This is a genomic window from Candidatus Avelusimicrobium alvi (assembly GCF_958451995.1).
GTDB lineage: Bacteria > Elusimicrobiota > Elusimicrobia > Elusimicrobiales > Elusimicrobiaceae > Avelusimicrobium > Avelusimicrobium alvi.
In genome coordinates this window covers 1-25,456 of the sequence record NZ_CAUDSG010000015.1, presented here as the reverse complement: position 1 = coordinate 25,456, position 25,456 = coordinate 1, and the positions used below count along the sequence as shown (strand labels likewise).

The following is a 25,456-nucleotide window of genomic DNA, read 5'->3' as shown; positions in this document are numbered from 1 at the left end:
AATGAAACCACTTTTAATGGGCATTGTAAACGCCACGCCGGATTCGTTCTACGACGGCGACCCGCAAAATAATTTGGCTTCGCTCACCGCCAAATGCAAAGACTATGCCGAAAACGGCGTGGATATTTTTGACATCGGCGGCGAGTCCACCCGCCCCAACGCAGAGCCCGTCGGCGCGGAAGAAGAACTCCGCCGCGTACTGCCCGTCATCCGGGCGGCGCGCGCCAAGTGGCCAGAAATTCCCGTATCGTTAGACACGGTTAAAATCCCGGTGGCGTTGGAAGGACTTAAAAACGGCGTTGCCATCGTCAACGACGTAAGCGGCACGCCGGACAAAGAAATGTTCAAACTCGTTAAAGATTTTAACGCGCAAATCGTGGTGATGCACACGCGCGGCACGCCGCAGGAAATGCAAAGCCTGACCGATTACCGGGATTTGCTGGGCGAAATAAAAGAATTTTTGGCCGGGAAAATCGCCGAGGCCGTATCGTGCGGCGTGGCGAAAGAGAACGTGATTATTGACGTAGGCTTCGGCTTTGCCAAAACGCGCGAACAAAATTATGAGCTTTTAAAACACCTCTCTTTCTTTAAAGATTTGGGCGTGCGGATGCTTGTGGGCCTGTCGCGCAAAACGTTCCTCAGCCAAAAGCGCGAAGCCGCCCCCAAACGCAAAGCCCAAACCCTGGCCGCCAATCTGGTGGCCTTGCAGGGCGGGGCCGACATTCTGCGCGTGCACGACGTAAAAGATACGCGCAAAATTATGGATTTTTACCGGGAGCTGGAGGCCGCCCAATGAGCAAAGTATATTTGACCCAATGCGGTTCTTTCACCGCGCGCCACGGGCACGGCGGCACGCTGGCCGAAGAAGTGCACGCGCATACGTTTCATTACGAAATCACGTTCTACGGCCCGACCAACGCCGAAGGGTATTTGATTGATTTCAGGCAGCTAGCGGACACGTTTAAAACAGAACTGGAAGCCCGCCTGGAGGGCAGCGATTTGGGCGCGTTCCTGCCGCAGCCGACCACCGAAGCCCTGTGCGTGTGGATGTACAACCGCATCAAGAACCGCCTGCCGCATTTATTTGCCGTAAAAGTGGCCGAAGAACCCGACCGCTGGATTGAATACCGCGGAGAAGAATAATGCCGCAAGCCGTCCTTGCCCTGGGGAGCAACATTCCCCCCGCCAAAGAAAATATAGACCGGGCCGTGCAAGCCCTGTCCGCGCTGGGCACGGTAAAAGAGGTGGCGCCTTACATCGTTTCCAAACCCGAGGGGTTCGCCGAGCAGGCGGACTTTGTCAACACCGTTTTAATTTTAAGCACGCCCTATCAGCCGCTGCCGCTGTTAAAAAAATTAAAAGAGCTGGAACGCCGGCTGGGCCGCACGCCCACGTTTAAAAACGGGCCGCGCGTGATTGATTTGGATATTTTATTCTACGACGACCAGATTGTTTTTGAAGACGACGACCAATACCCGCTGTTCGTGCCGCACCCGCGCTTGCACGAACGCGAATTTGTACTCAAGCCGCTTTCCTACATTCTGGCCGACTATGTACACCCCAAGCTGGGCAAACCCGTTTACCGGCTGTACCGCGAACTGATGAAAAAAAAGGGCAAGCCTGACTGCCGGATATTGTAGAATATACATAAATGCTGCAGTAACACATACTAATACAAGGAGAAAACGTATGAAAAAAGTAGTAATTGTTCTGGCCGCCGCACTGTTCTTAGGCGCCTGCCACTGCACCTGCACCAAAAGCACCTGCAAAAACACGGCTAAAAAAGCGGTAAAAACCGAAACCGCCAAACCCGCTAAAAAAGCCGTAGAAGACAAAGATTTTTCCGACGTGGCCAACGTCAGCCGCAAAACGCCCGGCCGCGTGGTACTTTCCTACAAAGAGCCCATCAACTTCCGCTATAACAGCGACGAGCTGGACCCCGCTTCTTTAAAGCCCATCAAACAAACCGCCCGCGCGCTGAAAAAATATCCGGATCATACCGTGCGCGTAGCCGGTTACACCGACTCCTTGGGAGACCCCAACTATAACATAGACCTTTCCCAAAGAAGAGCCAAAGCCGTGGCGATGGAACTGGTAAAAGAAGGCGTCCCGGCGAAAAACGTGTCCTTCATCGGTTACGGCGCCGCCAACCCGGTAGCCTCCAACAAAACCCGCGAAGGCCGCGCGCAGAACCGCCGCGTGGAGTTGGAAATTTCCAACAACTAAACGTCAGACTTTTGTACAAAACCCCGCCGCACAGGCGGGGTTTTTTATTTGCTGAAAACCATGCCCAACAGGCATAAAAAGCCGTCAGTCCCGCACCAAGAACCGTCAGTCCCGAGGTTGCAGTCGGGAATCTGCCCATTTCACAACAACCAGAGCCCCGACAAAGACATTCGGGTATGACGTACAGGCGGAAATACCGCAAACCGCAGAAAAATTGTTGCCTTTACGCGAAAAAAAGTAAAATGTAAATATCAGATTCTTACAAAAGGAGAATGAACGCAACATGAAAAAAACTGTTCTGCTTTGCATGGCCTGCGCCTTATTGGTTTCGGCCTGCACCACCCCCGGTAAGAAAACCGCCTGGGGAGCCGCCGGAGGGGCCGCCGTGGGCGCCGCCGCCGGAGCCATCATCGCCAACAATACGGGCGGCAAAAGCGAAAAAGGCGCCATTTACGGAGCCTTGGCCGGTATGGCCGCGGGCGGACTCTTGGGCAACTATTATGACAAACAGGCCAAAGAACTCGCCAAAATCGCCGAAGTGGTCAAAAGCGACAACGGCATCCAGGTTTATCTGAAAAACGATATTCTGTTCACTACCGGCAGCTCGGAACTCAGCGCCTCTTCCATGCAGACGCTGACCGACCTGAACAAAGTGCTCAAAAAATATCCCAAAAACCGCATCGTCGTACAGGGATACACCGATTCCACCGGCTCCGACGCCATCAACAACAAGCTCTCCACCCAGCGCGCCAAAGCCGTGTACGACTTCCTGTTGGGAAGCGGCCTTAAAACCCAGAGCATCACCTATGTGGGCTATGGTTCTTCCAACCCCATCGCAAGCAACGCCACGGCCGCCGGCCGCGCGCAGAACCGCCGCGTGGTGCTTTCCATCACCGCTAACGAAAAAGACTTGAACTAACCTTTTTCAATACGCAGAACCGGGGCCCGAAAGCCCCGGTTTTTTTGTTTTGCAGCACCCCGGGCGCGCAAACGTTTTTTCTCTTGCTCTCCGCCGGAAAACGGCCCCCAAAAAGCAGTAGCAAAAAACACGCCAATTTGCTATCTTTTAATATATGCAGACTCTCGGCAACGATGGACTCAAAGCGCTTATTAAGCTTTTGGAAACCGAAACGGAAAATTACGGACCGGTTCTTAAAAGCGCGCTGGCGGCCGCCATTAAAAACAATCCCGAACAAGTGCAGCGCGTAATGGAAGAAGAGTTTAAAACTTCCGCGCCGCGCGCCGTCCTGCATACGTTGGAAGAAATCTGCTGGGAAGATCTCTCCGCCGCGCTGGCGCGCTTTGCGGCCAAAATCAACCCGGATTTGGAAGAAGGCCTCACCCTGCTTTCCAAATTTACCAGCCCGACGGCCGCCCGGGGAGACGTTTCCGCCCCGCTGGACCAAATGGCCGCCGAACTGCGCCCGGCGCTTTTAAACGCCAAAAACTACGGCGAAATCGCCGCCGTGCTGGGCCATTACTTTTTCCGCATACGCGGGATGGTGGCGCTCCAGACCCATGTGGACGTGAAAGATATCTCCTTCGCCCGTTTTCTGCGCAAAAAACGCGGCTCCAGCCTGTGCGTGGCGTGTCTGTACGCGTGCCTGGGCCAGCGTTACGGCATTGACGTAAATTTGGTGGACCTGGCCGGACGCATTCTGGTGCATATGCGCGATTATGCGCTTAGCGAATCGTTATTTATTGACCCGCTGGACAACGGCAAAATACTGACCGAGGAAGACTGCCGCCGCTACATCCGCGCGCGCCACATTGAATGGAATAACGATTTTTTATCCCCCCTTTCCTCCCGCACGATTGTGCGCCGCTTCATCGCCAATATGATTTACGTGCTTAACAAAATGCGCGACGAACGGCGGCTGAAATACCTGCGGGAATATTTAGAAATTATTAAAGGCTGACGCGCCTTGCCGGAGGGCTTATGAACTATTACATCTATTTGATTATCGCCGTAGGGTGTTTTGCGGGCGAAGTGTTTACGATGGAGTTTTCGCTCGCATGCCTGGGTATCGGCCTGCTGGGAGCGTCTTTGACGTCCTGGCTGGGCCTGGGGATTTGGTGGCAGGTGGGCGTTTTTGCTTTTGTGTCCGGCGCGGCCTGGATTGGCGTACGCCCGTTTGCGCTGCGCCATTTGTACCGCAATTCCAAACACGTCAAAACGCCGGCGGAGGACGTTATCGGCAAAACGGCCGTAGTGGAAACCGCCATTGACCCCGTGCAAAATACCGGACGCGTAAAAGTGGAAGGCGAAAGCTGGAAAGCCACCGCCGATAAAAAACTTCCCGCGGGGACGCAGTGCGTGGTGGAAAAGCTGGACGGCGTAACGCTGACCGTACGCGAAAAATAATTTAAGCAACAACCGCCTTCGGGCGTTATTTTACACAAGGAGCATTTTATGACAGAAACCGCAGGAAATTTGGGACTGATGTTTTTAATCGCCTTCATCTTCTTTGTAATCGTCATCATCATCAAAGGGATTGTGATTGTCAAACAGGCGCAGGTGGTAATTATTGAGCGTTTCGGCAAATATGTTCAAACCCTTACGCCCGGCATTAACTGGATTATCCCCATTATGGATAAAGCGCACTTAATGGAATGGCGCAACAGCCGCGAATACTTAGACGTCTCCGGCCGCACCCGCAGCGTACCGTATATGGAAATGCGCGACACCATTGATATGCGCGAAACGGTGTACGATTTCCCGCGCCAAAGCGTCATTACCAAAGATAACGTGGGTATTGAAATCAACGCGCTTCTGTACTTCCAGATTACGGACCCGATTAAAGCCGCCTATCAGGTGGAATCGCTCCCGACGGCCATTGAAAAACTGACCCAAACCACTTTAAGAAACATCATCGGCGAAATGGATTTGGACCAGACCCTTACGTCGCGTGAAATCATCAACGGAAAACTGCAGGTAATTCTGGACGACGCCTCCAACAAATGGGGCGTAAAAGTAAACCGCGTGGAACTGCAGGACATTATTCCCCCCGCCGCCATCCGCGAAGCGATGGAAAAACAAATGAAAGCCGAGCGCGACCGCCGCGCCATGGTGACGGAAGCCGAAGGTACGAAAACGGCCCAAATTTTAAAAGCCGAAGCCGTACGCGAATCCGAAATTAAAAAGGCCGAAGGTATGAAGCAGGCCGCCATTTTGCAGGCGGAAGGTATTGCGGAGGCAAAAATCAAAGTGGCGCAGGCGGAAGCGGAATCCGTCAAAATCGTAGCTTCCACGGTCGCCCAGTCCTCCAATCCGGCCAGCTATATGATTTCGCTTAAATACATTGAAGCCCTTACGAAAATGACCGACGGAAAAGATAACAAAATCGTCTATATGCCGTACGAAGCTTCCAACGTGTTGGGCGCGGTGGCCGCCATTAAAGACTTAACCGGCGGCGTACCGGCCAAATAAGTATTTTACGCAGCAAAAAATCCGGGCTCCTTTTGGAACCCGGATTTTTTATGGATTGAATTACCGCGCGGCGGCCCGCACAAACTAAAACAGACGGCACGTAAAACCGCCCGGTTTGCCGCTGATTAATACGGCTTCGCGCCCTCCGTGTACAAATCAAGCGACTGGCAGACCGCAATACTATCCGCTTTTGTGCTCGTACACGCTAAAGACGCTCCCTTGCCGCCGGTACCGCGCACATACGGGTTCCAAATTACATAATCGTATTTAGTGCCGCCCAAACGTTTGGCCGTTACGCCCGGGCAGTCCGTACCCGGAATGACGGCGTTGGTGGCGGAATTAATTGTAAACTCAAAGTTTTTAGTCGTAATGACGGTTTTGGCCGCGTTCATCGTACCGGGGTACGAAATGGAAAGTTTATTAAACGTGGTCGGGCAGGCATTGGCCCCGGTCCGTCCGGCCGCATAGGCGTAGACGGAATCGTTCAGCGCCTTCAGGCCCGCCATGGCTTCCGTGGCGCGGGCGCGCTCCACCGAGCGCGTATAGCTGGGCAGCGCCACCGAAGTAAGCACGCCGATAATCAGCACTACCGTCAACAGCTCAATTAACGTGAACCCGGACGCTCCGCCCGGAAAAAACTTTTTATTCATATATCCTCCGTTGGATGTATTGTAGCAAAATCAGCTTAAAACTTCAGCCCGGCTATACGGTGCGCGGACGCCTGCGTAAGCTGGGGCGTATTAAACGCCGTCAGGCGGAAGTACCCTTCCCCGCACGCGCCAAACCCCACGCCCGGCGTGCCCACCACGCGGGCCTCATTAAGAAGTTTAGTGAAAAACGCCCAGGAATCCAGCCCTTTCGGCGTTTTAAGCCAAATATACGGCGCGTTCACGCCGCCGAACGCCGTCAGCCCCGCCTGTTTCAAGGCGTCCAAAATCACGCGGGCGTTTTGCTGGTAACCGGCAATCACTTCCCGAATCTGGGCCTGGCCCTGCGGCGAAAACACCGCTTCCGCCGCGCGCTGGATGACATACGGCACGCCGTTAAACTTGGTGGTTTGGCGGCGCAGCCACAGCGCGTTTAGGGAATGCCCGGCGCCCGTTTCATCATATACGCAAAGGGCCTTGGGCACCACGGTATACGCACAGCGCATACCCGTAAACCCCGCCGTTTTGGAAAACGAGCGGAACTCCACCGCCACCTTATCCGCACCCGGGATTTCGTAAATGGAATGGGGTACGTCCGCGCCGGTAATAAACGCCTCGTAGGCGGAATCGTACAAAATGATACTGCCGTTTGCGGCGGCCCAGTCCACCCATTTTTTAAGTTCCGCGCGCGTCATCGCCGCGCCCGTAGGATTATTGGGCGAGCACAAATACACCATATCCGCGCGTTCCCGCGGCAGCTGCGGGATAAAACCGTTCTCCTCGATGCACGGCAGGTATATGATACCGCCGAAACGCCCGTTTTCAAATTTACCCGTGCGGCCGGCCATCACGTTCGTATCCAAATACACGGGGTAAACCGGGTCCTGCAGCGCCACGCAAGACGAACGCGCAAACAGCTCCTGAAAGTTGGCTACGTCGCTTTTGGCTCCGTCGCTGACGAAGATTTCATCCGCCGACAGATTTATCCCCCGCGCCAGATAATCGTGCTTTAAAATGGCTTCGCGCAAAAACAAATACCCCTGCTCCGGGCCGTAGCCGCGGAAGGTTTCCGCCGCGCCCATTTCGTCCGACGCTTGGTGCAGCGCCGCCACCACGGCGGGCACCAGCGGGCGCGATACGTCCCCGATGCCCAGGCTGATGACCTGCTCGCCGGGGTGCGCTTCTTTAAATGCGGCCACGCGTTTGGCGATTTCGGAAAATAAATAACTGCCCGGCAGTTTTAAATAGTTTTCGTTCAGGCGCGTCATAAGTAATACTCTCCCGTAAAAACTTCCCGGGCGGGGCCCGTCATAAAAATATGTTTTTGCTCCGGCCATTCAATATATAAATCGCCGCCGTCCAGCTTTACCGTTACGCGCGGCCCGGTTTTGCCGTTTAACACGCACGCACACACCGCCGCGCACGCGCCCGTCCCGCACGCCGCCGTAACGCCCGCGCCGCGCTCCCACACGCGCATACGGACGGTTTTATCGTTTAACACCTGCACAAACTCCACATTGGTTTTGCGCGGAAAAGCGGGATGGATTTCCAACGCCGGGCCGATTGTATCCACCGGCGCTTTTTCGGCGTTTTCCACAAACGTTACAAAATGCGGGTTGCCCATAGAAACCGCGGTGCCGGAAATTTCCGTTCCGCCCGCGCGAAGCGGCACGTTTACCGCCCGGTCCGCCGCCACGCCCGTCATCGGGATTTCCCCCCGTTTTAAGCGCGGCGCGCCCATATCTACGCGCACGAGATTTTTCCCCTCGTCTATAATATCCGTTTGGATGATTCCCGCCAGCGTTTCCAGCGAAATTTGCTTTTTATTCACTATCCCCCGGCGGTACAAATGAAGCGCCACACAGCGGCTGGCGTTGCCGCACATTTCGGCTTCGCTTCCGTCCGAATTAATGATTTGCATACGTACGTCCGCTTTGTCGGACGGCAGCAGCAGAACAAGCCCGTCCGCGCCCACGCCAAAACGGCGGTCGCATATTTTTGGGGCCAGCGCGCACGGGTCTTTTACGTCCGCCGCACGCCGCCCGTCCAGCACGACAAAGTCGTTGCCGAGTCCGGTATATTTGGTAAATTGCATACTTTTATTTTATAAAAAACGAACCGCCAATTTGATAAGATATTTTTATCTTAAAACAGGGGTGTAATTTTATGGAACTGATGGATGTGATTAAAGCGCGCAGAAGCGTGCGCAAATACCAGGATAAACCGGTGGAGCGCGAAAAAATAAACGAATGCCTGGAAGCGGCGCGCCTGGCGCCCTCGGCCTGCAATTCCCAGCCGTGGCATTATATCGTGATTGACGACCCGAAAGTAAAAGAAGCGTTTTGCAAAGAAGCGTTTTCCGGCGTGTACGCAATGACTAAATTTGCCGAAGCGGCCCCGGTATTGGTGGCCGCGGTGTCGGACCGGGGGTCGTTTACCAGCCGGATAGGCAACTTTTTCCGCCGCACGGAATTTTACCTGGTGGACCAGGGGATTTCCGGCGAGCACTTTGTGCTGCGCGCGCGGGACCTGGGGCTGGGGACGTGCTGGATCGGCTGGTTAAATTCCGACAAGGCGGAAAAGTTCTTTAAACTGCCCAAAGGCAAAAAAATAGAACATTTAATTGCCCTGGGCTACCCGGCGGAAGACCCAGCCCCCCGCCCGCGCGAAGCGTTTGAGCATATTGTAAGCTATAACGAATATAAGTAAAAGAACGGCCCCGGTTTATTCCGGGGCCGCTTGTATTTAACAACAAGTACAGGGGTCCGCCATCGTGCTGGGGCTTACGTTCAACAGCTTAGCATAATCCATAGACGGCGGTGTGTCGACACAGCCGCTGTCCGGCCATAAAACAAATTCTCCCGAATCCAAATAGCACAAACACACATCTTCTTTTTTATACTGCGCCGATGGAACGGTGGAAGTGCTGTCGCTGGCATAATAATAGAAATCTTTGGTTTCCGAAACATACTCTTTCCCGCCGCTGCCGATACTGATATCCAGCTCACCCATCGTACACGCATCCCCGCCTTTCGCCAAACGGCAAACGCGGTCCGCTTCTGCGATAGTTTTTAAATTCGTCATCGCTTCGGCAAAGCGGGCTTTGGTAACCGCCTTAGTGTACTGCGGCAGAGCCACCGCCGATAAAATACCGATAATCAGCACCACTACCAATAATTCAATCAACGTAAAACCTTTTTTCATAAAAAGCTCCTTGGCAAACTGATTTGCGGGCTTTCCGGCCATTTAAACATCCCCGGCCCGAAAATCAATGCTAGAAGCAGTGTATCAAAAAAAAAAACAATACAAGCCCCTTCCAGGGGTGGTTCTCTATACGGTATCATCCGACGGGCGGGGCTACACCCTCGGAGAGTTTTGGAAGTTTTTTATAACCGGGCAAAAAGCGGAGACACAGGCATTCCGCATAAAAATACCCGCCTTTTGGCGGGTATTTTTATTATTTTCCAAACTTTTCTTTAAACCACTTAATCACCCAGTCGGGCTTGTAATCAATAATCTTTTTATTGTGGCGCGTATAACTCTCCTGCGGGGCAAAAATCTGCTTCTCCCGCGGCAGAAGGGGATAGATGTAATTGGTTACCACCTCAATGTTCGGATACCAGAGGTTGTGCACTTTTTTGTCAATCCAATGCTGGAGCCCCAGGTTGGGCAAGCCAAGCCCCGCCGAAGCCGCCCAGAAAACCGAGTTCACCGCTATCACGTACAACGCAAATTCGCCTTTTAACAGCGAAAGCAGATGCCACGTCTGGTTGATGGAAAGTTTTTTGATGTCTATTTCCAAATAATTCGGGTTGGCAAGCGGGCCGCCTTTGGTAACGCTCATGACGTAGTAACCTTCTTTGATAAGCCCTTCGGCAAGGGCCTTCATATGCGGATACGTATAATTGGAGCCGCGCGAATCCAGCTGTAAAAATACAATGCCTTTTTTCCCCTCCGCGCCGGCGCGGGCCAGCGTCAGGTATTCCCGCACCGCCGGAGCGGGCGTGGCGGGAAAGTACATCACGGGCGCGGGCACGTCTTTCGGGGCGGGCAGCGAGAACGTTTCAAACAGGCTGGTTACGCGGTGCGGCACATGCACGCCGTAGTCGTAATACACGGGCACGGCCAGAAAATCTTTCGGGATGTTTTTAAAAGCGTCTTCGTAATTGTAATTTTTCCAAATCAGCGGATGACGCATCCCGTTGAAATAGAATACTTTGTCAAAATGCGGGTTTTCTTCCAGCAGTTTGCCCACCAGCGGCGAGTTGTTGCGGTCAAACTGTGCGCCCACGTACGCGTAAAACGGCACGCCCGGATATTTCTTTTTGAGTTCGGCCAGCATCGGGGTGGTATAAAGATAATCGCCAATACCCATAAAGAAGATAAGCGCCACGCCTTTTACGTTGGGATTGGCTTTTAACGCTTTGTCCAAATCGTAATACACGTGTTCGTGGCGGTAGAGCGGGCGGCGGATACGATACCAGTCTTCATCCAGCGGCAGGGTTTCGCGCGGCGGCTCTCCGGGCTGATGCTTCTCGTCAAATTGGTACCATACGGGCGTATGGGTTTTGATAAAAAAGAAGATTTTGTGCCACAGCCAGCGCGCCGTTTCATACACGACGCACACTTCCCGGTTGGAACACATGATATTTCTAATCTTATATTCGCGCATAAAAAAAGAACCCCCGTTTGTTAAAGTATAGCAAACGGGGAGATTCTTTTAAAACAGAGGTTTAGCGGTAATAACCCGTTTTCCCGCTGATTTCTTTGGCGCCGACTAAATCAAAAAAATCCGTACACGTACCGCTGACACAATGCCAGTACATGGCGCCGGAATCCAATCCCGAAGGACTGGTGCCCGAATTTTTAACCAATACACGGGCCGCCGTAAAAGAGGTTCCTTTTACGGGTGTAACCGTCGCCCCGCAGTTGCGGGCTCCTTCCGAGGTAAGCCCAAAGTTCCAATCTTTGCTGGAAGCGTTTACCTGAATGTCCAAATCACTCAGCGCGGTGGGGCAGGTGCGGAAGGTGGTGGCGTAAATGGCCGCCGCGTCCACAATGCTCTTGGTGGTTACCACGGCTTCGGCCGTGCGGGCGCGTTCTACCGAGCGTTCGTACTGCGGCAGAGCCACCGCCGACAGAATACCGATAATCAGCACCACTACCAATAATTCAATAAGCGTAAAACCTTGGTTCATACGGGATTCTCCTTTGCAGTTAAAATCTAATTAATAGTATAACAAAAATTCACCCGGAAACAATGCCCCCCAACGCAAACCGCCCCCGCTAAGGGGGGCGGCTGTAAAAAATGCGTCCGGCGGTTTAATCCAGCGTTACGAGTTCGTACTCGTTGTTGCCCATCCCCAGCTCTTTCATATACGAAAGCTGCCGCAGGCCTTTGCGCGATTCAATACGCTCCTTTAAATCGTGCGCTTCTTCCTCCGGCAGGGCGTAGACCATATCCACCGAGGCCTGGTCCACCGCCAGAATGTCGGTGGAGGCCAAAATGCCGATGTTGCGCGTTTTGGGCTCAGCGGCCGCGGTGCCCGCGCAGTCGCAGTCTACGGACATATTGCGCAGTACGTTGATATAGACGATATTTTTGCCGAAATGGTCCGCTACGGCCTTGCCGCCTTCCACCATATTTTCCATAAACAGCTCTTTATTGGCGCGCCACAAATCGGCCCCGCGGCTGCCGTGCAGCATGGCTTTGCCCACTTTGCCGTCCGCACAGCCGATGGAAATGTTTTTAAGCGAGCCGCCAAATCCGCCCATCGTATGCCCTTTAAAATGCGTCAGCACCACCATGGAATCGTAATCCAGCAGGTTTTTGCCTACGGACATTTCTTTAAAATGCTTCCCGCCCTTAACAGGCAGCATCACCGCGCCGTCTTCGTCCAGAATATCCACTTTGCAGAAATCCCACCCGTTTGTTTTGATGGTTTGGCGGTGCAGTTCCGTGGTGTGGCGGCCGCCTTCATACAAGGTATTGGTTTCCACCAGATTGCTCTGCGGAATCTGCGCCTGAAGCGCTTTTACCATAGCGGGTGGAATGATATTCGGCCCGTGGGGTTCCCCCGTGTGCACTTTAATGGCGGTCTTACCCTGGATGTTTTCGGCGATTTTGCCATAAATTTTAACGAGTCCCTCGGGGCTTAAATCCGACGTAAAATACACCACGGATTTGGCGGGCTTGGCCGCGTCTTTCACCGGGGCCGCCCCGTTGGATCCGCACGCGGCCAGCAGCACACACGCGCACGCCGCGCTTAAAACCTTGTTATACATTTCTTTTCCTCCTTTACGGCACAGCTTTTTTATTATGATACCATCTGGAGTGCACTCCGGGTCAAGCGTTTCTTTGCCTGCCGGAAAACCGTTTACCGCCCGGTAAAAACCGGTTTGCCAAATACGGGCCAAAGTTATACAATATATATAGGCCGGGGTATCCCCCGGGCTTGCGCGTTTGTGCGCGCAGACGCAGACCGTTTTAACTTATGCAAAAGGAGACTTCTTCACTATGGCTAAATTAGTTGCTATGGACGGCAACGGCGCAGTATCCCACGTCGCCCATGCCACCAACGAAGTAATCGCTATCTATCCGATTACCCCCTCTTCCACGATGGGCGAAATCTGTGACGCCAAAAGCGCCAAAGGCGAAACCAATATCTGGGGCAACGTCCCGTCCGTGAGCGAACTGCAGTCCGAAGGCGGCGCTTCCGGCGCGGTGCACGGCTCCCTGACCGCCGGCGCGCTTACCACCACCTTTACCGCCTCGCAGGGCTTGCTGCTCATGATCCCGAATATGTACAAAATCGCCGGCGAACTGACGCCCACCGTGTTCCACGTTTCGGCGCGCGCGCTGGCCACTACGGCTTTGTCCATTTTCGGCGACCATTCCGACGTTATGTCCGTCCGCCAGACCGGCTGGGCCATGCTCTGCTCCGACAATCCGCAAGAAGCCATGGATATGGCTCTTATCGCCCAGGCCGCCACGCTTAAAGCCCGCGTGCCCTTTGTGCATTTCTTTGACGGTTTCCGCACCAGCCACGAACTGAACATGGTGGAACCCCTTACCAAAGAACAAATGAAGGAAATGATTGACGACAAACTCGTGGCCGAACACAAAGCCCGCGGTTTAAACCCGGAACACCCCACCGTGCGCGGCACCGCCGCCAACCCGGATGTGTACTTCCAGTCCCGCGAAGCCGTCAACAAATTCTACAACGCCGTGCCCGGCATCGTAAAAGAAGAAATGGCCAAATTTGAAAAAATCGCCGGCCGCCATTACGAACTGTTCCAGTACGTGGGCGACGCCGACGCCGAACGCTTAATCGTGATTATGGGTTCCGGCGCGGACGTGGCGCAGAACGCCGTGGAAGCCATGAAAGGCGAAAAAGTGGGCGTGCTCAAAATCAAACTGTTCCGCCCCTTCTCCATTGCGGACTTTGTAAAAGCCATCCCGGCCACCGTCAAAAAAATCGCGGTAATGGACCGCACCAAAGAACCCGGCGCCTTGGGCGAACCGCTGTTCCAGGATGTGTGCGCCGCGTTCCTGACGGACGAAGCCAAAGCCAAATTTGCGGCCACCCCGCTCATCATCGGCGGACGCTACGGCATCGGCTCCAAAGACTTTACGCCTTCCCAGGTTAAAGCCGTGTTTGACAACCTGGCCTCCAACGAACCCAAAAAAGAGTTCACCGTCGGCATTAAAGACGATTTAACGAACCTCTCCCTGCCCGAAACCAAGCTGGACAACAAGGCCGCCAAAGACATCTTTGCCGCCATGTTCTACGGCCTGGGTTCCGACGGCACCGTGGGCGCGAACAAAAACACGATGAAAATCATCAGCGCCAACGGCTTCTTCGCCCAGGGCTACTTCGTGTACGACTCCAAAAAATCCGGTTCCATGACCACGTCCCACATCCGCTTCGGCAAGAACTACATCCGCGCGCCTTACCTCATCCAATCGGCTGATTTCATCGGCGTGCATATGTTTGACTTCCTGGATAAGTACGACGTGCTCGGCAAAGCCAAAGACGGCGCCACCGTGCTGATTAACTCCCCGTACAACGCCAGCGACGTCTGGAACCACCTGACCGCCGAAGTGCAGAAGCAGATTATTGACAAGAAACTTAAAGTCTACGTCATTGACGCTTCCGAAATCGCGCTTAAAACCGGTATGGGCAGCCGCACCAACACCATCATGCAGACGGCTTTCTTCGGCATCGCGGGCGTAATCCCGAGCGAAAAAGCCATCGCCGACATTAAAGAAGCCATCAAGAAAACCTATTCCAAAAAAGGCGACGAAATCGTGCAGAAAAACTACAAAGCCGTGGACGCCGCCCTGGCGGGCCTGCAGGAAGTAAAATACCCGGCCGAAGTAACCTCCAACCTGCACACCAAAGCCCCGGTTCCGGCCGAAGCCCCCGCGTTTGTGAAAGACGTGTTGGGCGAAATGATTGCCGGCCGCGGCGACGAACTGCCCACCTCGGCCATGCCCGAAGGCGGCGTTTACCCGACGGGTACCACCCAGTACGAAAAACGCAACATCGCCATCATGGTGCCGCAGTGGGATCCCAACACCTGCATTCAGTGCGGTTTCTGCTCTTTAGTGTGCCCGCACGCCGCCATCCGCATCAAAGCCTATGACGCGGCCGAGCTCAAAGACGCTCCGAAAACCTTTAAATCCGCCGACGGCAAGGCCGACTTGGCCGGCCTCAAATTCACCGTCCAGGTGGCGGTGGAAGACTGCACCGGCTGCGGCGCGTGCGTATACAACTGCCCGGCCAAAAACAAAGAAAACCCGGAAAAGAAAGCCATCAATATGGTGCACCAGCTGGACGTGCGCGAAAATGAAATTGACAATTACGCCTTCTTCCTGGGCCTCAAACAAGCCGACGTAAAAACCAAAAAGGAATCCGTCAAAGGTTCCCAGATGAGAAAACCCTTGTTTGAGTTCTCCGGCGCCTGCGCGGGCTGCGGCGAAACGCCTTACGTCAAACTGCTGACCCAGCTGTTCGGCGACCGCCTGGCCGTTGCCAACGCCACCGGCTGCTCGTCCATCTACGGCGGCAACCTGCCCACCACGCCTTACTGCAAACGCGACGACGGAAAAGGCCCGGCCTGGTCCAACTCGCTGTTTGAAGACAATGCCGAATTCGGCTTGGGTATGCGCCTGGCTTTTGACCAGCTTAACGCCGACGCCAAAGCGATGCTGAGCACCGCCAAAGAAGGCGGCCTTAAAGAACACGCCGCGCTGATTGACGGCATTCTGAACGCCGACCAGTCCACCGACGCGGGCGTGGAAGAACAGCGTGCGCGCGTGGCGGAATTGAAAGACATCTTAAACAAAGGCGCCGAAAAAGGCTGCGAAGACTGCAAACGCCTCTTGAGCCTTGCCGATTACCTCGTCAAAAAATCCGTCTGGATTTTGGGCGGCGACGGCTGGGCCTACGACATCGGCTACGGCGGTTTGGACCACGTGCTCGCCAGCGGCAAGAACATCAAAATCCTGGTGCTGGACACGGAAGTCTATTCCAACACCGGCGGCCAGATGTCCAAAGCCACGCCTTTAGGCGCCAAAGCCCTGTTCGCCGCGGGCGGCAAAACGATGCCGAAGAAAGACCTCGGCATGATTGCCATGACCTACGGCAACATCTACGTGGCGCAGGTGGCGATGGGCGCGAATATGAACCAGACCATCCAGGCCTTGGCGGAAGCCGACGCTTACGACGGTCCGGCGCTTGTTATCGCGTACTCGCACTGCATTGCGCACGGGATTGATATGTCCAAAGGTATGGGCGAAGCCAAACGCGCCGTACAGGCCGGACGCTGGATTCTGTACCGCTTCAACCCCGAGGCCCGCTACGAAGGCAAGAACCCCTTGCATATTGACAGCCCCTTGGGCGCTCCGACGCTCCCGTTGGCCGATTACATGGGCGGCGAAAACCGCTTTAAAGGCTTGATGAGAGACAACCCGGAACTCGCGCAGGAATTGATTAAACGCGCGGAATCCGAATATGCCTGGAGACGCGACCTGTACAAACAGCTCGCGGCCATGCAGCCGGGCGAAAAGATTGTAAAATAAGCCGTTATCAGCATTGAACCCCCCCGGCCTGTCGGCCGGGGGGTTTCTTATCTCGTTACAGCCAGGAATACGTATCAACTGGCAGAAAAGAGAACAAAAAAACGCCTAGGTACTTTCCCCAAGCGTTTTTATTAGTATCCAGAGAATTTCAATTAATCAAATAAGTAGAGGCTGTTCTCGCCCCATCGGGCGGAATGCGCTTGTTTTTGGGTAAGATATTTACACCAATTTTCCGCCTCTGCATTGCCCGTTTTAGCCCCGCAGTAGCGTTTGCCTGTAGCCAGCGTAATATAATAAATCAGTAGTGGACTAGCGGTACTCGTGCAAGTAACAAAACTGGCAGCCGATAGATTTACATTGTTGCTGGAGGCAAACATGCAGCGCATCCGTGAGTTTGCCATACTATACACTCTGCCGTCGCTGGTGGAAAGAACGGGTTTCATATCCGCCGGGAGAGATATGTCCAATGCATTAAAATCAAAGGAATAGCTCCCATTTGCCATTTTAAACACTTCTTGCGCCTGGAAAATAGACTCCGCCATCGTTTGTAACTGCACATAACGGGATTTTTTGACGGCTTTTTGATACTGCGGCAGTGCCACCGCCGCCAAAATACCAATAATTAAAACGACAACTAATAACTCTATTAGTGTAAATCCGAGGTTTTTCTGCACGGGATATATCCCCCTATTTATATAAGTTGATATTCCCAATTTATCAAAAAAAAACAAATCAACCCCCTTGCCGGGGGCAGGGCCCAGAGCCTGGGCCCCCTTCTCTGGCCTGGCCAGGGTTCAGCGAAATACGGTGCTTTTAGATACTTGGGAGTGAAACATTCGGGGACGCAAAAGTTTTCCGGGAACGGTTCTTTATCTGCACGGCCTGCAAGGCCCCTTTTTCTGATAGGATTTCAAAACTATTTCCCTACTTTTTGTGCCGACAAAAAGTAGGCAAAAAACTCGCAGGTCGGGCCCTATAAAACGCACTCGCGGCGGATGTTTTTACAACTCGCTATCGCTCAAACAAGTAAAAACATTCTTCCGCCTTGAGGCGTTTTATAAACAGGGCTAAGACCTGCATAAAACGGCAGAACGGACACGACTCCAAAACAGCCGCAGGGGTTCTGACCGGAGCAACAACGGCAACAACACGGCCCGAAAAGCCGCACCCGTTGGGCCGGTTACAAAGGCCGGGGCCGGGAAAAAGGGCCCATCCCGGATATGGGACTTTTTCCCCTTGTTTCCGTCTAAACGATGTACTATAGTAAAAAGAAAGGGAAATCTGATGAACAAATTTATTTCTATATTTCTTTTATTAACCTGCTCCTTGCCGCCGCTTTGCGCCCAGCCCAAACCCTCCCGCGGCCTGGTTCAGGCGCTAAAAAAAGCCCCTTCCGCCGCCGCAGCCGCCCGCCCGGCCAATACGGCGCTAAAAGCTCTTCAAACAAGTGCGGCAAGCAGCGCTAAAACGGCCGCCGGCCTGGCAAACCTGCCCAAAAGGCACCCTCTGCCGTTTGAACCCGATTATATCCCCGAAACCCTTTTTGACCCCAACGACGTTGAGTTCCGCATTTCCCCCCAGGCGGTAATCCTGGATAAATACGACGACCTCTTCAAACGGTTTGAGTACAATTTTAAATCGGAGGAAACGCTCTCCCGCGAAAAAGCCGCCTACGCCAAACAGGCGCGCCAGGCGCTTACGGCCCCGCTGCCCGCGCCTACCGCCCCGTACGAATTGATACACGTCTACCACCTGCCGGAGGCTATGCTTCCCCAATACCGCCGCCTGCAGGCGGACATTGAAATCTTCCACCCGTACTTATGCAATAAATTACTGCCGTTTTTGGGCGCATCGGCCCCGCAGTGGAACCCGGCTGAAAAACGTACGCTGGACAGCGAGCTGATGGAACTATCCAACAAAATCAACAAGTTAATGAAGCATATGCAAAATTTGGACCCGCTCCTTTCCCGTACCCTTACCAATATCAACTGGGCGCGCGAAATTTTATTTGATATGCCAGGCCAGCTGGTCGTCACCAACATTCCCCGCCCCAAACCCTTTAACCTCAACGAATACCGGTTGATTTCACCCCTGGACGCGTCCCCCCGCCTGGCCATTCACAACGACGATTATTTCTTTTCCTCCGAAAAAGCCCGCCAAGCCGCCGCACAGCTCTGCGAGCAAATCCCGGCAGGCCTGCGCATTGCCGTATTAAACGACAACCCCGCACATATCGGCCAATATGTTTCCTGGCAAAACGACGGGATTTTTTCCAACGGCATTACCGTTGAAACGTTTGTCTCTATTGGCGATTTCATACAATCCCACTACGAAAACCCCTTCAGCCTGATTTTAACCGATTATTTCATCCCCGGCGGAGGAGGAGATTTCCTCGTCAAAATCTTACGCAACCGCCGGGACGCCACGCCCGTTATTCTGCAGTCCTATGCGGGGCAAAATACCACCGCCTGGGATATGACCCGCTCCGCCTCCTCGCTGGAAAAAGATTATTACAAAGGCTACGACGGCGAACTGCCCGGGAATGACGATTTTTTCTCGTCCCGCGGTTATCTGTACGTTTTGGAAGGCATCCGCAATTTCTACCTGCTGCACCAAGCGGAGAAAGTACATTAATATATCCCCCGGCCAAAACTTTTTACAGCGGGATTTTGTCTTTTTGCTAGAATAAAAAGAAACCAACAGGGGGACTTATGAAAACCATCCATGCGGCCGTCATCGGTTTTGGCTTTATGGGCAAAACCCACACCTACGGCTACCAAACCATTCCGCTTTTTTACGAACCCGATTTCAATATCCGCCTCGCCGCCGTCTGTGCCGGGAAATACGAGCACGCCCTGGCGGCCAAAGAACGCTACGGCTTTGCGCACGCCGCGCATAACTTGGACGAAATCCTCGCCCTGCCGGATATAGACGTGATTGACATCTGCACCCCCAACGCCCTGCACGCCGAGGCGATTTTAAAAGCGCTGGACGCCAAAAAAAACATTTACTGCGAAAAACCCGTCGCCTGCGGCGAAGCGGAAACAAAGCGTATCCTGGCGCACCCCAATTTAAATAAAGTGGTTACGCAGACGGTATTTAACAACCGCTTTCTGCCGGCGGCCAAACTCGCCAAACAATTAATGCAGCAAGAGCGGCTGGGCAAAATACTTTCCTTCCGCACGCATATGATTATGCCCTCCAATGTGGACGCTTCCAAGCCCATGCGCTGGCGCAACAGCCGCCGGGCCGCGGGCGGCGGCGTGCTCTACGATTTAGGCGCACACGTGGTGGATATGCTGACGTGGCTTGCGGGCCCGGTTAAATCCGTCTATACCAAAAACCAAACGGCTTACGCCCGGCGGCCCGACGGCAAAGGCGGCTCCGTACCCGTGGATACGGACGACGCCTCCTACTCCGTCGTTACGCTGGCTAACGGGGCCGTGGGCACCGCCGAAGCCAGCAAACTCGCCACCGGAACCAATACGGACCTGTTTATTGAAATCCACGGCGACAAAGGCGCGCTGAAAATTGATTTTATGGACCCGAACTGGCTCTATTTTTACGACGCTTCCGCCCCCCTCAAAGGCTACCTGCGCGTGGAAACCGTGCAGGATTACGCCGGAGCGGACAGCTTTCCTCCCCCCAAACACCCGGTGGGCTGGATCCGCGGGCACGCGGACGCGCTGTACGAATTTCTCCGCGCGGTAAACGAAAACCGCCCGGCTTCGCCCTCGCTTGAAGAGGGGTTATACGTCCAGTCGGTATTAGACGCTATGTACCGCTCGGCGGAAGAAAACAAGGAAATCAGTTTATGAAAACCAAAATAGCAATTGTATTTGTGGCGCTGGCCGCCGTCTGGCTGGGGCTGAGTTATCACATCCGTTTACAAAACGAAAAGGGCGAAAGCCTGGTGGCCGACGCCTATTATGGGGACTTGCTGGCCGTCAAAAACGGGCTGGAGCAAGGCGCGCCGCTTAGGTATGTGCTGTATTTTCAGGACGAAGAAAGGGATTACGGCGGAGCGGAATTTAACGCCCTGCACGCCGCCGCTTCCGGCGGGAACGAGGACGTAATCAACTTTCTGCTGGACCAGGGGCTGGATATCAACTCCCCCACCCCGCAGGGCTGGACGCCCCTGTTTATCGCCGCGCGGGACGGGCGGGCGGAAGCCGCCAAACTGCTGGTATACCGCCAGGCCGACCTCAACGCGCAGACGGACCGCGGCGCCACGGCGCTTATGATGGCGGTTACGCAAAAATTCCCGTCGGAAAAAGAGCGCGAAGATTTGCTGGTCTATATGCTTAAACGCGGGGCGGACGTCAACCTGCAGGACGCTTCCGGCAATCCGCCGCTCTATTACGCGGCCGTGCAGAAAAACCCCAAAATCGTGGAACTGCTGCTTGAATACGGGGCCGCGCCGGACCAGGCAACCAAAGAAAAAATTTTAAAGCTCGTTTCCCCGCGTTCGGACAAAGGTTCTAAAAAAATAGCCGCCCTCTTAAAAAAGAAAGCGGCAAAATGAGCGTTTAACTCAAAAATCAGGGAATGGAATACTCCAGCAGGCGAATTTCCCGGCGGTTGCATATTTGATAAGAAACCACGTCCCCGGAGCGTAACACAAAATAGCCCAACGCCAGCTCGGTATGCGCGTCCGAGTAAGGATTGGGGTTATTGCGTAAATCAACCGCAAAAACCACCTGTCCCCCGCGCTTGATCTCCACCCGTTTTACCCGCTCCGTATGCTTCAGCCGGCCGATTTCCCAGCCTCTAAACGCCAGCGGGCGGCCCGGAAGACCGTAAAAATAATTATCCAGTAAAAAAGGAACCGCCCGGGAAAGATTAACCGCATACCCGCGGCCGTCCTCCGGCGCGCCGGGCCGGACGCATCCGCCCGAATGCAAGCCCACCGCCGTCCAAACGCCGTTTTGTTCCTGCACCACGGGGGAGCCGCAGTAACCGCTGATTAAAAGCGGAGAAGAGCTTTCGCTCCCCTCAATCGTTCTGCCGGATATTAAACCGAAACCTTCGGCGCAGATCAGGTCGCGCCGCATGGGCAATAAGTCATTTGCGTCAAAGGGTCCCGCGGCGTAGCCCGCCGAATAGGCCGGAAGCCGCAAACTGGGTTTGCCGACGGGAAGCGTGCGCGCCCCGCCGGACAAGGCATCCTCCGGCAGTTCCGCCAGCGAAATATCCGCGGACGACCAGCCCGCACTTCCGTTTACCGCAATGGTTACCTGATATTCTTTGGGGGTTCCGTCCGCCGAAAACACCCGCACCACACGCTTCTGCCCCGCCGAACCGCCGATGTGGTAAGGCATAACCGCCCACAGCCGTTTGTGGGAAGAAATCAAAAACCCCGTCCCCAACACGCCGGAGGAATTCGGGCGGGCCACCTGCACCACGCTGGGAGCCAGGTTTTTAATAAGATTTTCAGGACCTTTAAAATTTTTTCGGGCGGCGGCAAAAATCTTCCGGGTAAGCTCCGGCGAAACACGCTGAAAGGTGGCCAGCTCCGGCCCCGTTTTGGCCAAAGCCTGCAGGCCGCGGGGCACACGATAAAGCTGGGCGGACAGGAAACACTCCCCCGCCAGAAAAAATAAAACAGACAATAAAGCCATACGCTTCATACAAATATTATATAGACTTATCCGTTCCCTCCGCCAGAGCCAAAAGGCCTAAAAACCGTTAGGCCCTTTTTTACACGCAAAACGCCCCGGCCGAAAAACCGGGGCGTATCATAATAATACGGGATTATTTTATTTAATGTGCGTGGTATAGGTAATATCTTCCCGCAGGCTGTTGTGCACGGGGCACGACTGCGCCGCTTTGGCATAGAATTCTTTCTGTTCCGCCGTTAAAGAAGCGGGGAACGAAAACGTTAAATCCATGCGCACCACACGCGTATGGCCTTCGTCAAACGCCGGTTCCACGGCCAGTTCCGTGCCGGTTACGTTTTCCCCGCGTTTAGACGCGATAAAACCCACCATCGTCAGCATACACGCGCCCAGCGCAGAAGCCAGTATTTCGCCCGGCTGCATCTCTTCGCGCGGTTCCATATAAGCGGAGCGCAGTACGGCTTTTTTACCGTCCAGCACGCTCTTGGTTTCCAAATTTTCCCCCAATGTAGTTCTTACTGCCATAATATCATCCTCCTTACTGATTTACCTTTATAATAATATTTTCCGCGCCCGGCTAACAGCCCATTTTTGGGTTAGAGCACGTTTACCGTTACTTTCACGTCCGGGTGCAGCGTCTGGTGCACCGGGCAGGCGTTGACCGCGCTTATATAAAATTTCTTCTGCTCCGCCGTAAAATGCGCCGGGAAAGCCACCTTCAGCACAAATTCCCCCACGCGGCGCGGATTAGAGGCCATCACTTTGTCAATTTCCACGCGCGCGCCTTCAAACTTCTCCCCGCGCGCCGCGGCCATTTTGCCCATAATGGTCAGCACGCACGAAGCAAACGCCGCGGCCAATAAATCCGTGGGCGAAAAACGCCGGCCTTTGCCGCCGTTGTCGGGCGGCAAATCGGTTTGGATGACGGACCCCGTCGGCCCGTGGACAAGCTCCGTTTCGCCGTCCGTCAAATACGTGCAGGTAATATTCGTCATACCAATCTCCTTGCAGGCCTCAACCCAGTTCCGCCAGCCGCGCGAACAAATCTTTCTGCTCTTTGGTAAGCGTGCGGGGCACGTCAATCGTCAGCGTAACAAGCAAATTGCCCTTGGCGCTTAATCCTTTGCCGCTTAATTTTAATTTTTTGCCGTTGTGGGTGCCGGCGGGCACTTTTACCTTTACCGGGCCGTCCAACGTAGGCACAAAAATGGTGCCGCCCAGAGCGGCCGTCCACGGCATAATAATTACGGGCACGTGCAAATCTTCCCCTTCCAGCCTAAACATCGCGTGCGGGCGGATTTTAACGACCAGATACAAATCCCCGCTGCCGCGCCGCGCGGGGTTGCCCATCCCTTTTAATTTGATTTTTTTGCCTTCGCTCACGCCGGCGGGCAGTTTGACGGTAACGGTGCGCCCGTTGGGCAGGGTCATTTGCATATTGCCGCCGCGGTGGGCGTCTTCCAGATTCAGGGTCAGCTCGGCTTCCACGTCTCCGGCCGCCTGGCCCGAAGCCGCACTGCGGCCGAAATTCTGCCCGAAGCCGCCAAAGCCGCCTCCGCCCATTCCGCCGAAAATGCTTTGGAAAAAATCGCTGAAATCGCCGCCCGAAAACCCCTGCGCTCCGCCCGAAAAACCGCCGAAGCCGCCCTGGCCGCCGTCGTCATAGCCGTATTGCTGGTACTGCTGGTACGGGTTGCCCCCGCCGTAAGCGGACGAGCGCGCGCGGGAAGAAGCCCCGCCGCCGCGGGCGTAATCCTGGTAGCCCTGCTGGCCCACCTGATCGTAAATGGTGCGTTTTTGTTTGTCGGAAAGCACGGTGTAGGCTTCGTTGATATCCTTAAACTTTTCCGTCATCCTGGCCTTTTCCGCCTCCGGGTGCATATCCGGATGATATTTGCGGGCCATCGTTTTAAACGCCTTTTTGATTTCGGCGTCCGACGCGTTTTTGTTAACGCCCAAAATTTTGTAATAATCCTTATATTCAGCCATAAAATCCCCCTTTCTAGTTACCATTTTATATAATTTTTTAGAATACGCAATATGATATTACTGACTAGAACAACCAACAAAACCCCGCTGAAGCTGATTCTGACGACGGAAGCCTTCTCCTCGCTCACGAACCAGTTTATGCAGCTGCTGCTGCCGTGGTACATTCTTTCCACCACCGGCAGCGTGCTGTGGACGGGTGTGGTGGGGTTCTGCGCGCTGCTGCCCAACATTTTCTCTTCGCTTTTCGGCGCGCCGCTGATTGATAAGCTGGGCCGCTCCAAAACCATGCTTTCGTGCGAAGTCATCCAGTTGGTGCTTTTGGGGATGATTCCGGTGCTTATCGTAACGGGGCACGACTGGCCCTGGCTCATCGGCCTGATTATTTTTTTAAGCTCGTTTTTTGACGCGCCCGGCCAGCTGGCCCGCACCGCGCTTTCGCCCACGTTTTCCCGCTACGCCGACGTGCCCCTCTCCAAAACTTCCGGGATTATTGAAGCTTTTGACGGCATTATGTCCGTAGCCGGCCCGCTGCTTGGCGGAGCCGTGATTGCCGCCTGCGGCCTCCTGGCCGCGTGGGTGCTGTGCACCGTATTCTGCCTGATTATCGTTACGCTGTGCATCATTGTATTTACCAACCGCCGGCCCCGCCAGCTGCGGCCCGCCGCGCCTTACCGCGAGGTGTGGGCCCATTTAAAGGCGGACCGCTCGCTGTGGGAACCGATTTTGTTTACGGTGCCGACGTTTATCCTCGGCCAGTCGTGGGAGCTCGTACTGCTGCCCACGTATATTTATGAGCACGGCTTCAATTCCGTTTACCTGGGCTTTTTAGGCGCGGCCTTCGGCCTGGGCGCTTTTGCGGGAGCGCTGTGCTTTGCCGGATTTGCCAAAAAGTTCGCGTTTTTTACGCTTCTGACGTTTAACTACCTGGGGTATTTGCTCTCCGTGCTGGTGCTGTATTTTAATCTGCCCACTTCCGCCGTGCTGGCCACCACCGCGCTGTGCGGCGTGCCGTTCGGCGCGTTCGGCGCGATGATTATCAGCATTCTTCTGCTGCGCACCCCCGCCCAATACCGCAGCAAAACGCTGGGGCTGTTCGCCACGGCGACGTATACCGTGGAAAGCGTATGCGTGCTGACGATTGCGGCGCTGATTCACGGGATGGGGCTGCAGCGCACGCTGCTCGCCGTGAGCATTGTGTTCGGCGTGCTGGTGGCGATGAGCCTGCTGGCGCGGCGCAAGGATGATTTTTGGTCGGTTTTATCGTCGGGCGGGAAAAAGGTATTTACAAAATAAAACATATTTAATAAAATAAATATGTAGCAAGAATGAGCCGTGCAAAAAACAGATTTTTCCCCGATAGCTCAATGGTGGAGCGACCGGCTGTTAACCGGTAGGTTGTAGGTTCGAGTCCTACTCGGGGAGCCATTTAGAAAACCAGACGAAAGTCTGGTTTTTTTAA

The 25,456-nt window shown here is 54.4% G+C and carries 26 protein-coding genes and 1 tRNA gene; 15 read left to right on the top strand and 12 right to left on the bottom strand.

Annotation, left to right across the window (positions count from 1 at the left end; translation table 11 throughout):
- Position 1: 1 nt before the first annotated feature.
- The 8 genes from folP (at position 2) to ACQY36_RS04310 (ending at position 5,656) form a co-directional block, all read left to right on the top strand.
- Positions 2-796 carry a dihydropteroate synthase gene (gene folP / locus ACQY36_RS04345; RefSeq protein ID WP_428077979.1) on the top strand — a complete coding sequence of 265 codons (795 nt, stop codon included), beginning with the start codon at positions 2-4 and terminating at the stop codon, positions 794-796.
- Entirely contained in the window at positions 793-1,143 is a 351-nt protein-coding gene (locus ACQY36_RS04340) for a 6-pyruvoyl trahydropterin synthase family protein (protein ID WP_428072100.1), read from the top strand. Before folP ends, ACQY36_RS04340 begins: the two co-directional genes overlap by 4 nt.
- Entirely contained in the window at positions 1,143-1,640 is a 498-nt protein-coding gene (folK, locus tag ACQY36_RS04335) for a 2-amino-4-hydroxy-6-hydroxymethyldihydropteridine diphosphokinase (protein ID WP_428077977.1), read from the top strand. Before ACQY36_RS04340 ends, folK begins: the two co-directional genes overlap by 1 nt.
- Positions 1,641-1,689: 49 nt before the next feature.
- Positions 1,690-2,226, top strand: coding sequence for an OmpA family protein (locus tag ACQY36_RS04330; protein WP_428055713.1), 537 nt, complete (start codon positions 1,690-1,692; stop codon positions 2,224-2,226).
- 283 nt (positions 2,227-2,509) lie between these two features.
- A complete protein-coding gene (locus ACQY36_RS04325) occupies positions 2,510-3,145 on the top strand; it encodes an OmpA family protein (RefSeq protein ID WP_428071611.1) in 636 nt (211 codons plus the stop codon).
- 154 nt (positions 3,146-3,299) lie between these two features.
- Complete coding sequence (locus ACQY36_RS04320) at positions 3,300-4,145, top strand: transglutaminase family protein (RefSeq protein ID WP_428055709.1); 846 nt, start codon at positions 3,300-3,302, stop codon at positions 4,143-4,145.
- A gap of 20 nt (positions 4,146-4,165) precedes the next feature.
- Positions 4,166-4,591 (top strand): NfeD family protein, encoded by a 426-nt coding sequence (locus ACQY36_RS04315; protein WP_428077975.1) that lies wholly within the window; start codon positions 4,166-4,168, stop codon positions 4,589-4,591.
- Positions 4,592-4,639: 48 nt separating this feature from the next.
- Positions 4,640-5,656 (top strand): SPFH domain-containing protein, encoded by a 1,017-nt coding sequence (locus tag ACQY36_RS04310; RefSeq protein WP_428055705.1) that lies wholly within the window; start codon positions 4,640-4,642, stop codon positions 5,654-5,656.
- A 125-nt stretch (positions 5,657-5,781) separates the two neighbouring features.
- Here the strand turns inward: ACQY36_RS04310 and ACQY36_RS04305 are convergent, their stop codons facing one another.
- Genes ACQY36_RS04305 through dapF form a run of 3 tightly spaced genes read right to left on the bottom strand, consistent with a single transcriptional unit; the run spans position 5,782 to position 8,398 of the window.
- Positions 5,782-6,306 carry a type IV pilin protein gene (locus ACQY36_RS04305; protein ID WP_428071605.1) on the bottom strand — a complete coding sequence of 175 codons (525 nt, stop codon included), beginning with the start codon at positions 6,304-6,306 and terminating at the stop codon, positions 5,782-5,784.
- 35 nt (positions 6,307-6,341) lie between these two features.
- Positions 6,342-7,571: an LL-diaminopimelate aminotransferase gene (locus ACQY36_RS04300; protein WP_428077973.1), complete on the bottom strand. Its 1,230-nt coding sequence runs from the start codon at positions 7,569-7,571 to the stop codon at positions 6,342-6,344.
- Positions 7,568-8,398, bottom strand: coding sequence for a diaminopimelate epimerase (gene dapF, locus ACQY36_RS04295; protein WP_428077971.1), 831 nt, complete (start codon positions 8,396-8,398; stop codon positions 7,568-7,570). The genes ACQY36_RS04300 and dapF overlap by 4 nt, the downstream gene beginning before the upstream one ends.
- A 71-nt stretch (positions 8,399-8,469) precedes the next feature.
- Here dapF and ACQY36_RS04290 point away from each other — a divergent pair, with 71 nt between their 5' ends.
- Positions 8,470-9,012 carry a nitroreductase family protein gene (locus ACQY36_RS04290; protein ID WP_428055697.1) on the top strand — a complete coding sequence of 181 codons (543 nt, stop codon included), beginning with the start codon at positions 8,470-8,472 and terminating at the stop codon, positions 9,010-9,012.
- Between the two features lie 36 nt (positions 9,013-9,048).
- Here ACQY36_RS04290 and ACQY36_RS04285 read toward each other — a convergent pair whose 3' ends face one another.
- The 4 genes from ACQY36_RS04285 to ACQY36_RS04270 form a co-directional block, all read right to left on the bottom strand.
- Entirely contained in the window at positions 9,049-9,507 is a 459-nt protein-coding gene (locus ACQY36_RS04285) for a type IV pilin protein (RefSeq protein WP_428071601.1), read from the bottom strand.
- 253 nt (positions 9,508-9,760) lie between these two features.
- Positions 9,761-10,975: a glycosyltransferase family 9 protein gene (locus ACQY36_RS04280; protein ID WP_428071599.1), complete on the bottom strand. Its 1,215-nt coding sequence runs from the start codon at positions 10,973-10,975 to the stop codon at positions 9,761-9,763.
- 61 nt (positions 10,976-11,036) lie between these two features.
- On the bottom strand, positions 11,037-11,501 hold the full coding sequence (locus ACQY36_RS04275; protein WP_428077969.1) for a type IV pilin protein: 465 nt from the start codon (positions 11,499-11,501) through the stop codon (positions 11,037-11,039).
- A 124-nt stretch (positions 11,502-11,625) separates the two neighbouring features.
- Positions 11,626-12,588 (bottom strand): DUF362 domain-containing protein, encoded by a 963-nt coding sequence (locus ACQY36_RS04270; RefSeq protein WP_428077967.1) that lies wholly within the window; start codon positions 12,586-12,588, stop codon positions 11,626-11,628.
- A gap of 232 nt (positions 12,589-12,820) precedes the next feature.
- On the opposite strand from ACQY36_RS04270, the gene nifJ reads away from it, so the two are divergent.
- Positions 12,821-16,390 carry a pyruvate:ferredoxin (flavodoxin) oxidoreductase gene (gene nifJ / locus ACQY36_RS04265; RefSeq protein WP_428077965.1) on the top strand — a complete coding sequence of 1,190 codons (3,570 nt, stop codon included), beginning with the start codon at positions 12,821-12,823 and terminating at the stop codon, positions 16,388-16,390.
- A 152-nt stretch (positions 16,391-16,542) separates the two neighbouring features.
- On the opposite strand, the gene ACQY36_RS04260 is transcribed toward nifJ, so the two are convergent.
- On the bottom strand, positions 16,543-17,064 hold the full coding sequence (locus ACQY36_RS04260; protein WP_428077963.1) for a type IV pilin protein: 522 nt from the start codon (positions 17,062-17,064) through the stop codon (positions 16,543-16,545).
- Positions 17,065-17,674: 610 nt separating this feature from the next.
- Here ACQY36_RS04260 and ACQY36_RS04255 point away from each other — a divergent pair.
- From ACQY36_RS04255 to ACQY36_RS04245, 3 genes are all read left to right on the top strand, one after another.
- A complete protein-coding gene (locus ACQY36_RS04255; protein WP_428072117.1) occupies positions 17,675-19,024 on the top strand; it encodes a hypothetical protein in 1,350 nt (449 codons plus the stop codon).
- A 77-nt stretch (positions 19,025-19,101) separates the two neighbouring features.
- Positions 19,102-20,208: a Gfo/Idh/MocA family protein gene (locus ACQY36_RS04250; RefSeq protein WP_428077961.1), complete on the top strand. Its 1,107-nt coding sequence runs from the start codon at positions 19,102-19,104 to the stop codon at positions 20,206-20,208.
- Positions 20,205-20,915, top strand: a complete 711-nt coding sequence (locus ACQY36_RS04245) for an ankyrin repeat domain-containing protein (RefSeq protein WP_428055679.1) — start codon at positions 20,205-20,207, stop codon at positions 20,913-20,915. Before ACQY36_RS04250 ends, ACQY36_RS04245 begins: the two co-directional genes overlap by 4 nt.
- 16 nt (positions 20,916-20,931) lie before the next feature.
- On the opposite strand, the gene ACQY36_RS04240 is transcribed toward ACQY36_RS04245, so the two are convergent.
- The 4 genes from ACQY36_RS04240 to ACQY36_RS04225 form a co-directional block, all read right to left on the bottom strand.
- Complete coding sequence (locus tag ACQY36_RS04240; protein WP_428077959.1) at positions 20,932-22,020, bottom strand: hypothetical protein; 1,089 nt, start codon at positions 22,018-22,020, stop codon at positions 20,932-20,934.
- A gap of 129 nt (positions 22,021-22,149) precedes the next feature.
- Positions 22,150-22,533, bottom strand: coding sequence for an OsmC family protein (locus tag ACQY36_RS04235; protein ID WP_428071846.1), 384 nt, complete (start codon positions 22,531-22,533; stop codon positions 22,150-22,152).
- Between the two features lie 71 nt (positions 22,534-22,604).
- On the bottom strand, positions 22,605-23,003 hold the full coding sequence (locus ACQY36_RS04230) for an OsmC family protein (protein WP_428071845.1): 399 nt from the start codon (positions 23,001-23,003) through the stop codon (positions 22,605-22,607).
- A gap of 19 nt (positions 23,004-23,022) precedes the next feature.
- On the bottom strand, positions 23,023-23,997 hold the full coding sequence (locus ACQY36_RS04225) for a DnaJ C-terminal domain-containing protein (protein WP_428071844.1): 975 nt from the start codon (positions 23,995-23,997) through the stop codon (positions 23,023-23,025).
- 51 nt (positions 23,998-24,048) lie between these two features.
- On the opposite strand from ACQY36_RS04225, the gene ACQY36_RS04220 reads away from it, so the two are divergent.
- Positions 24,049-25,290, top strand: a complete 1,242-nt coding sequence (locus tag ACQY36_RS04220; protein WP_428071843.1) for an MFS transporter — start codon at positions 24,049-24,051, stop codon at positions 25,288-25,290.
- Positions 25,291-25,347: 57 nt separating this feature from the next.
- Positions 25,348-25,422, top strand: a tRNA-Asn gene (locus ACQY36_RS04215).
- Positions 25,423-25,456 lie beyond the last annotated feature (34 nt).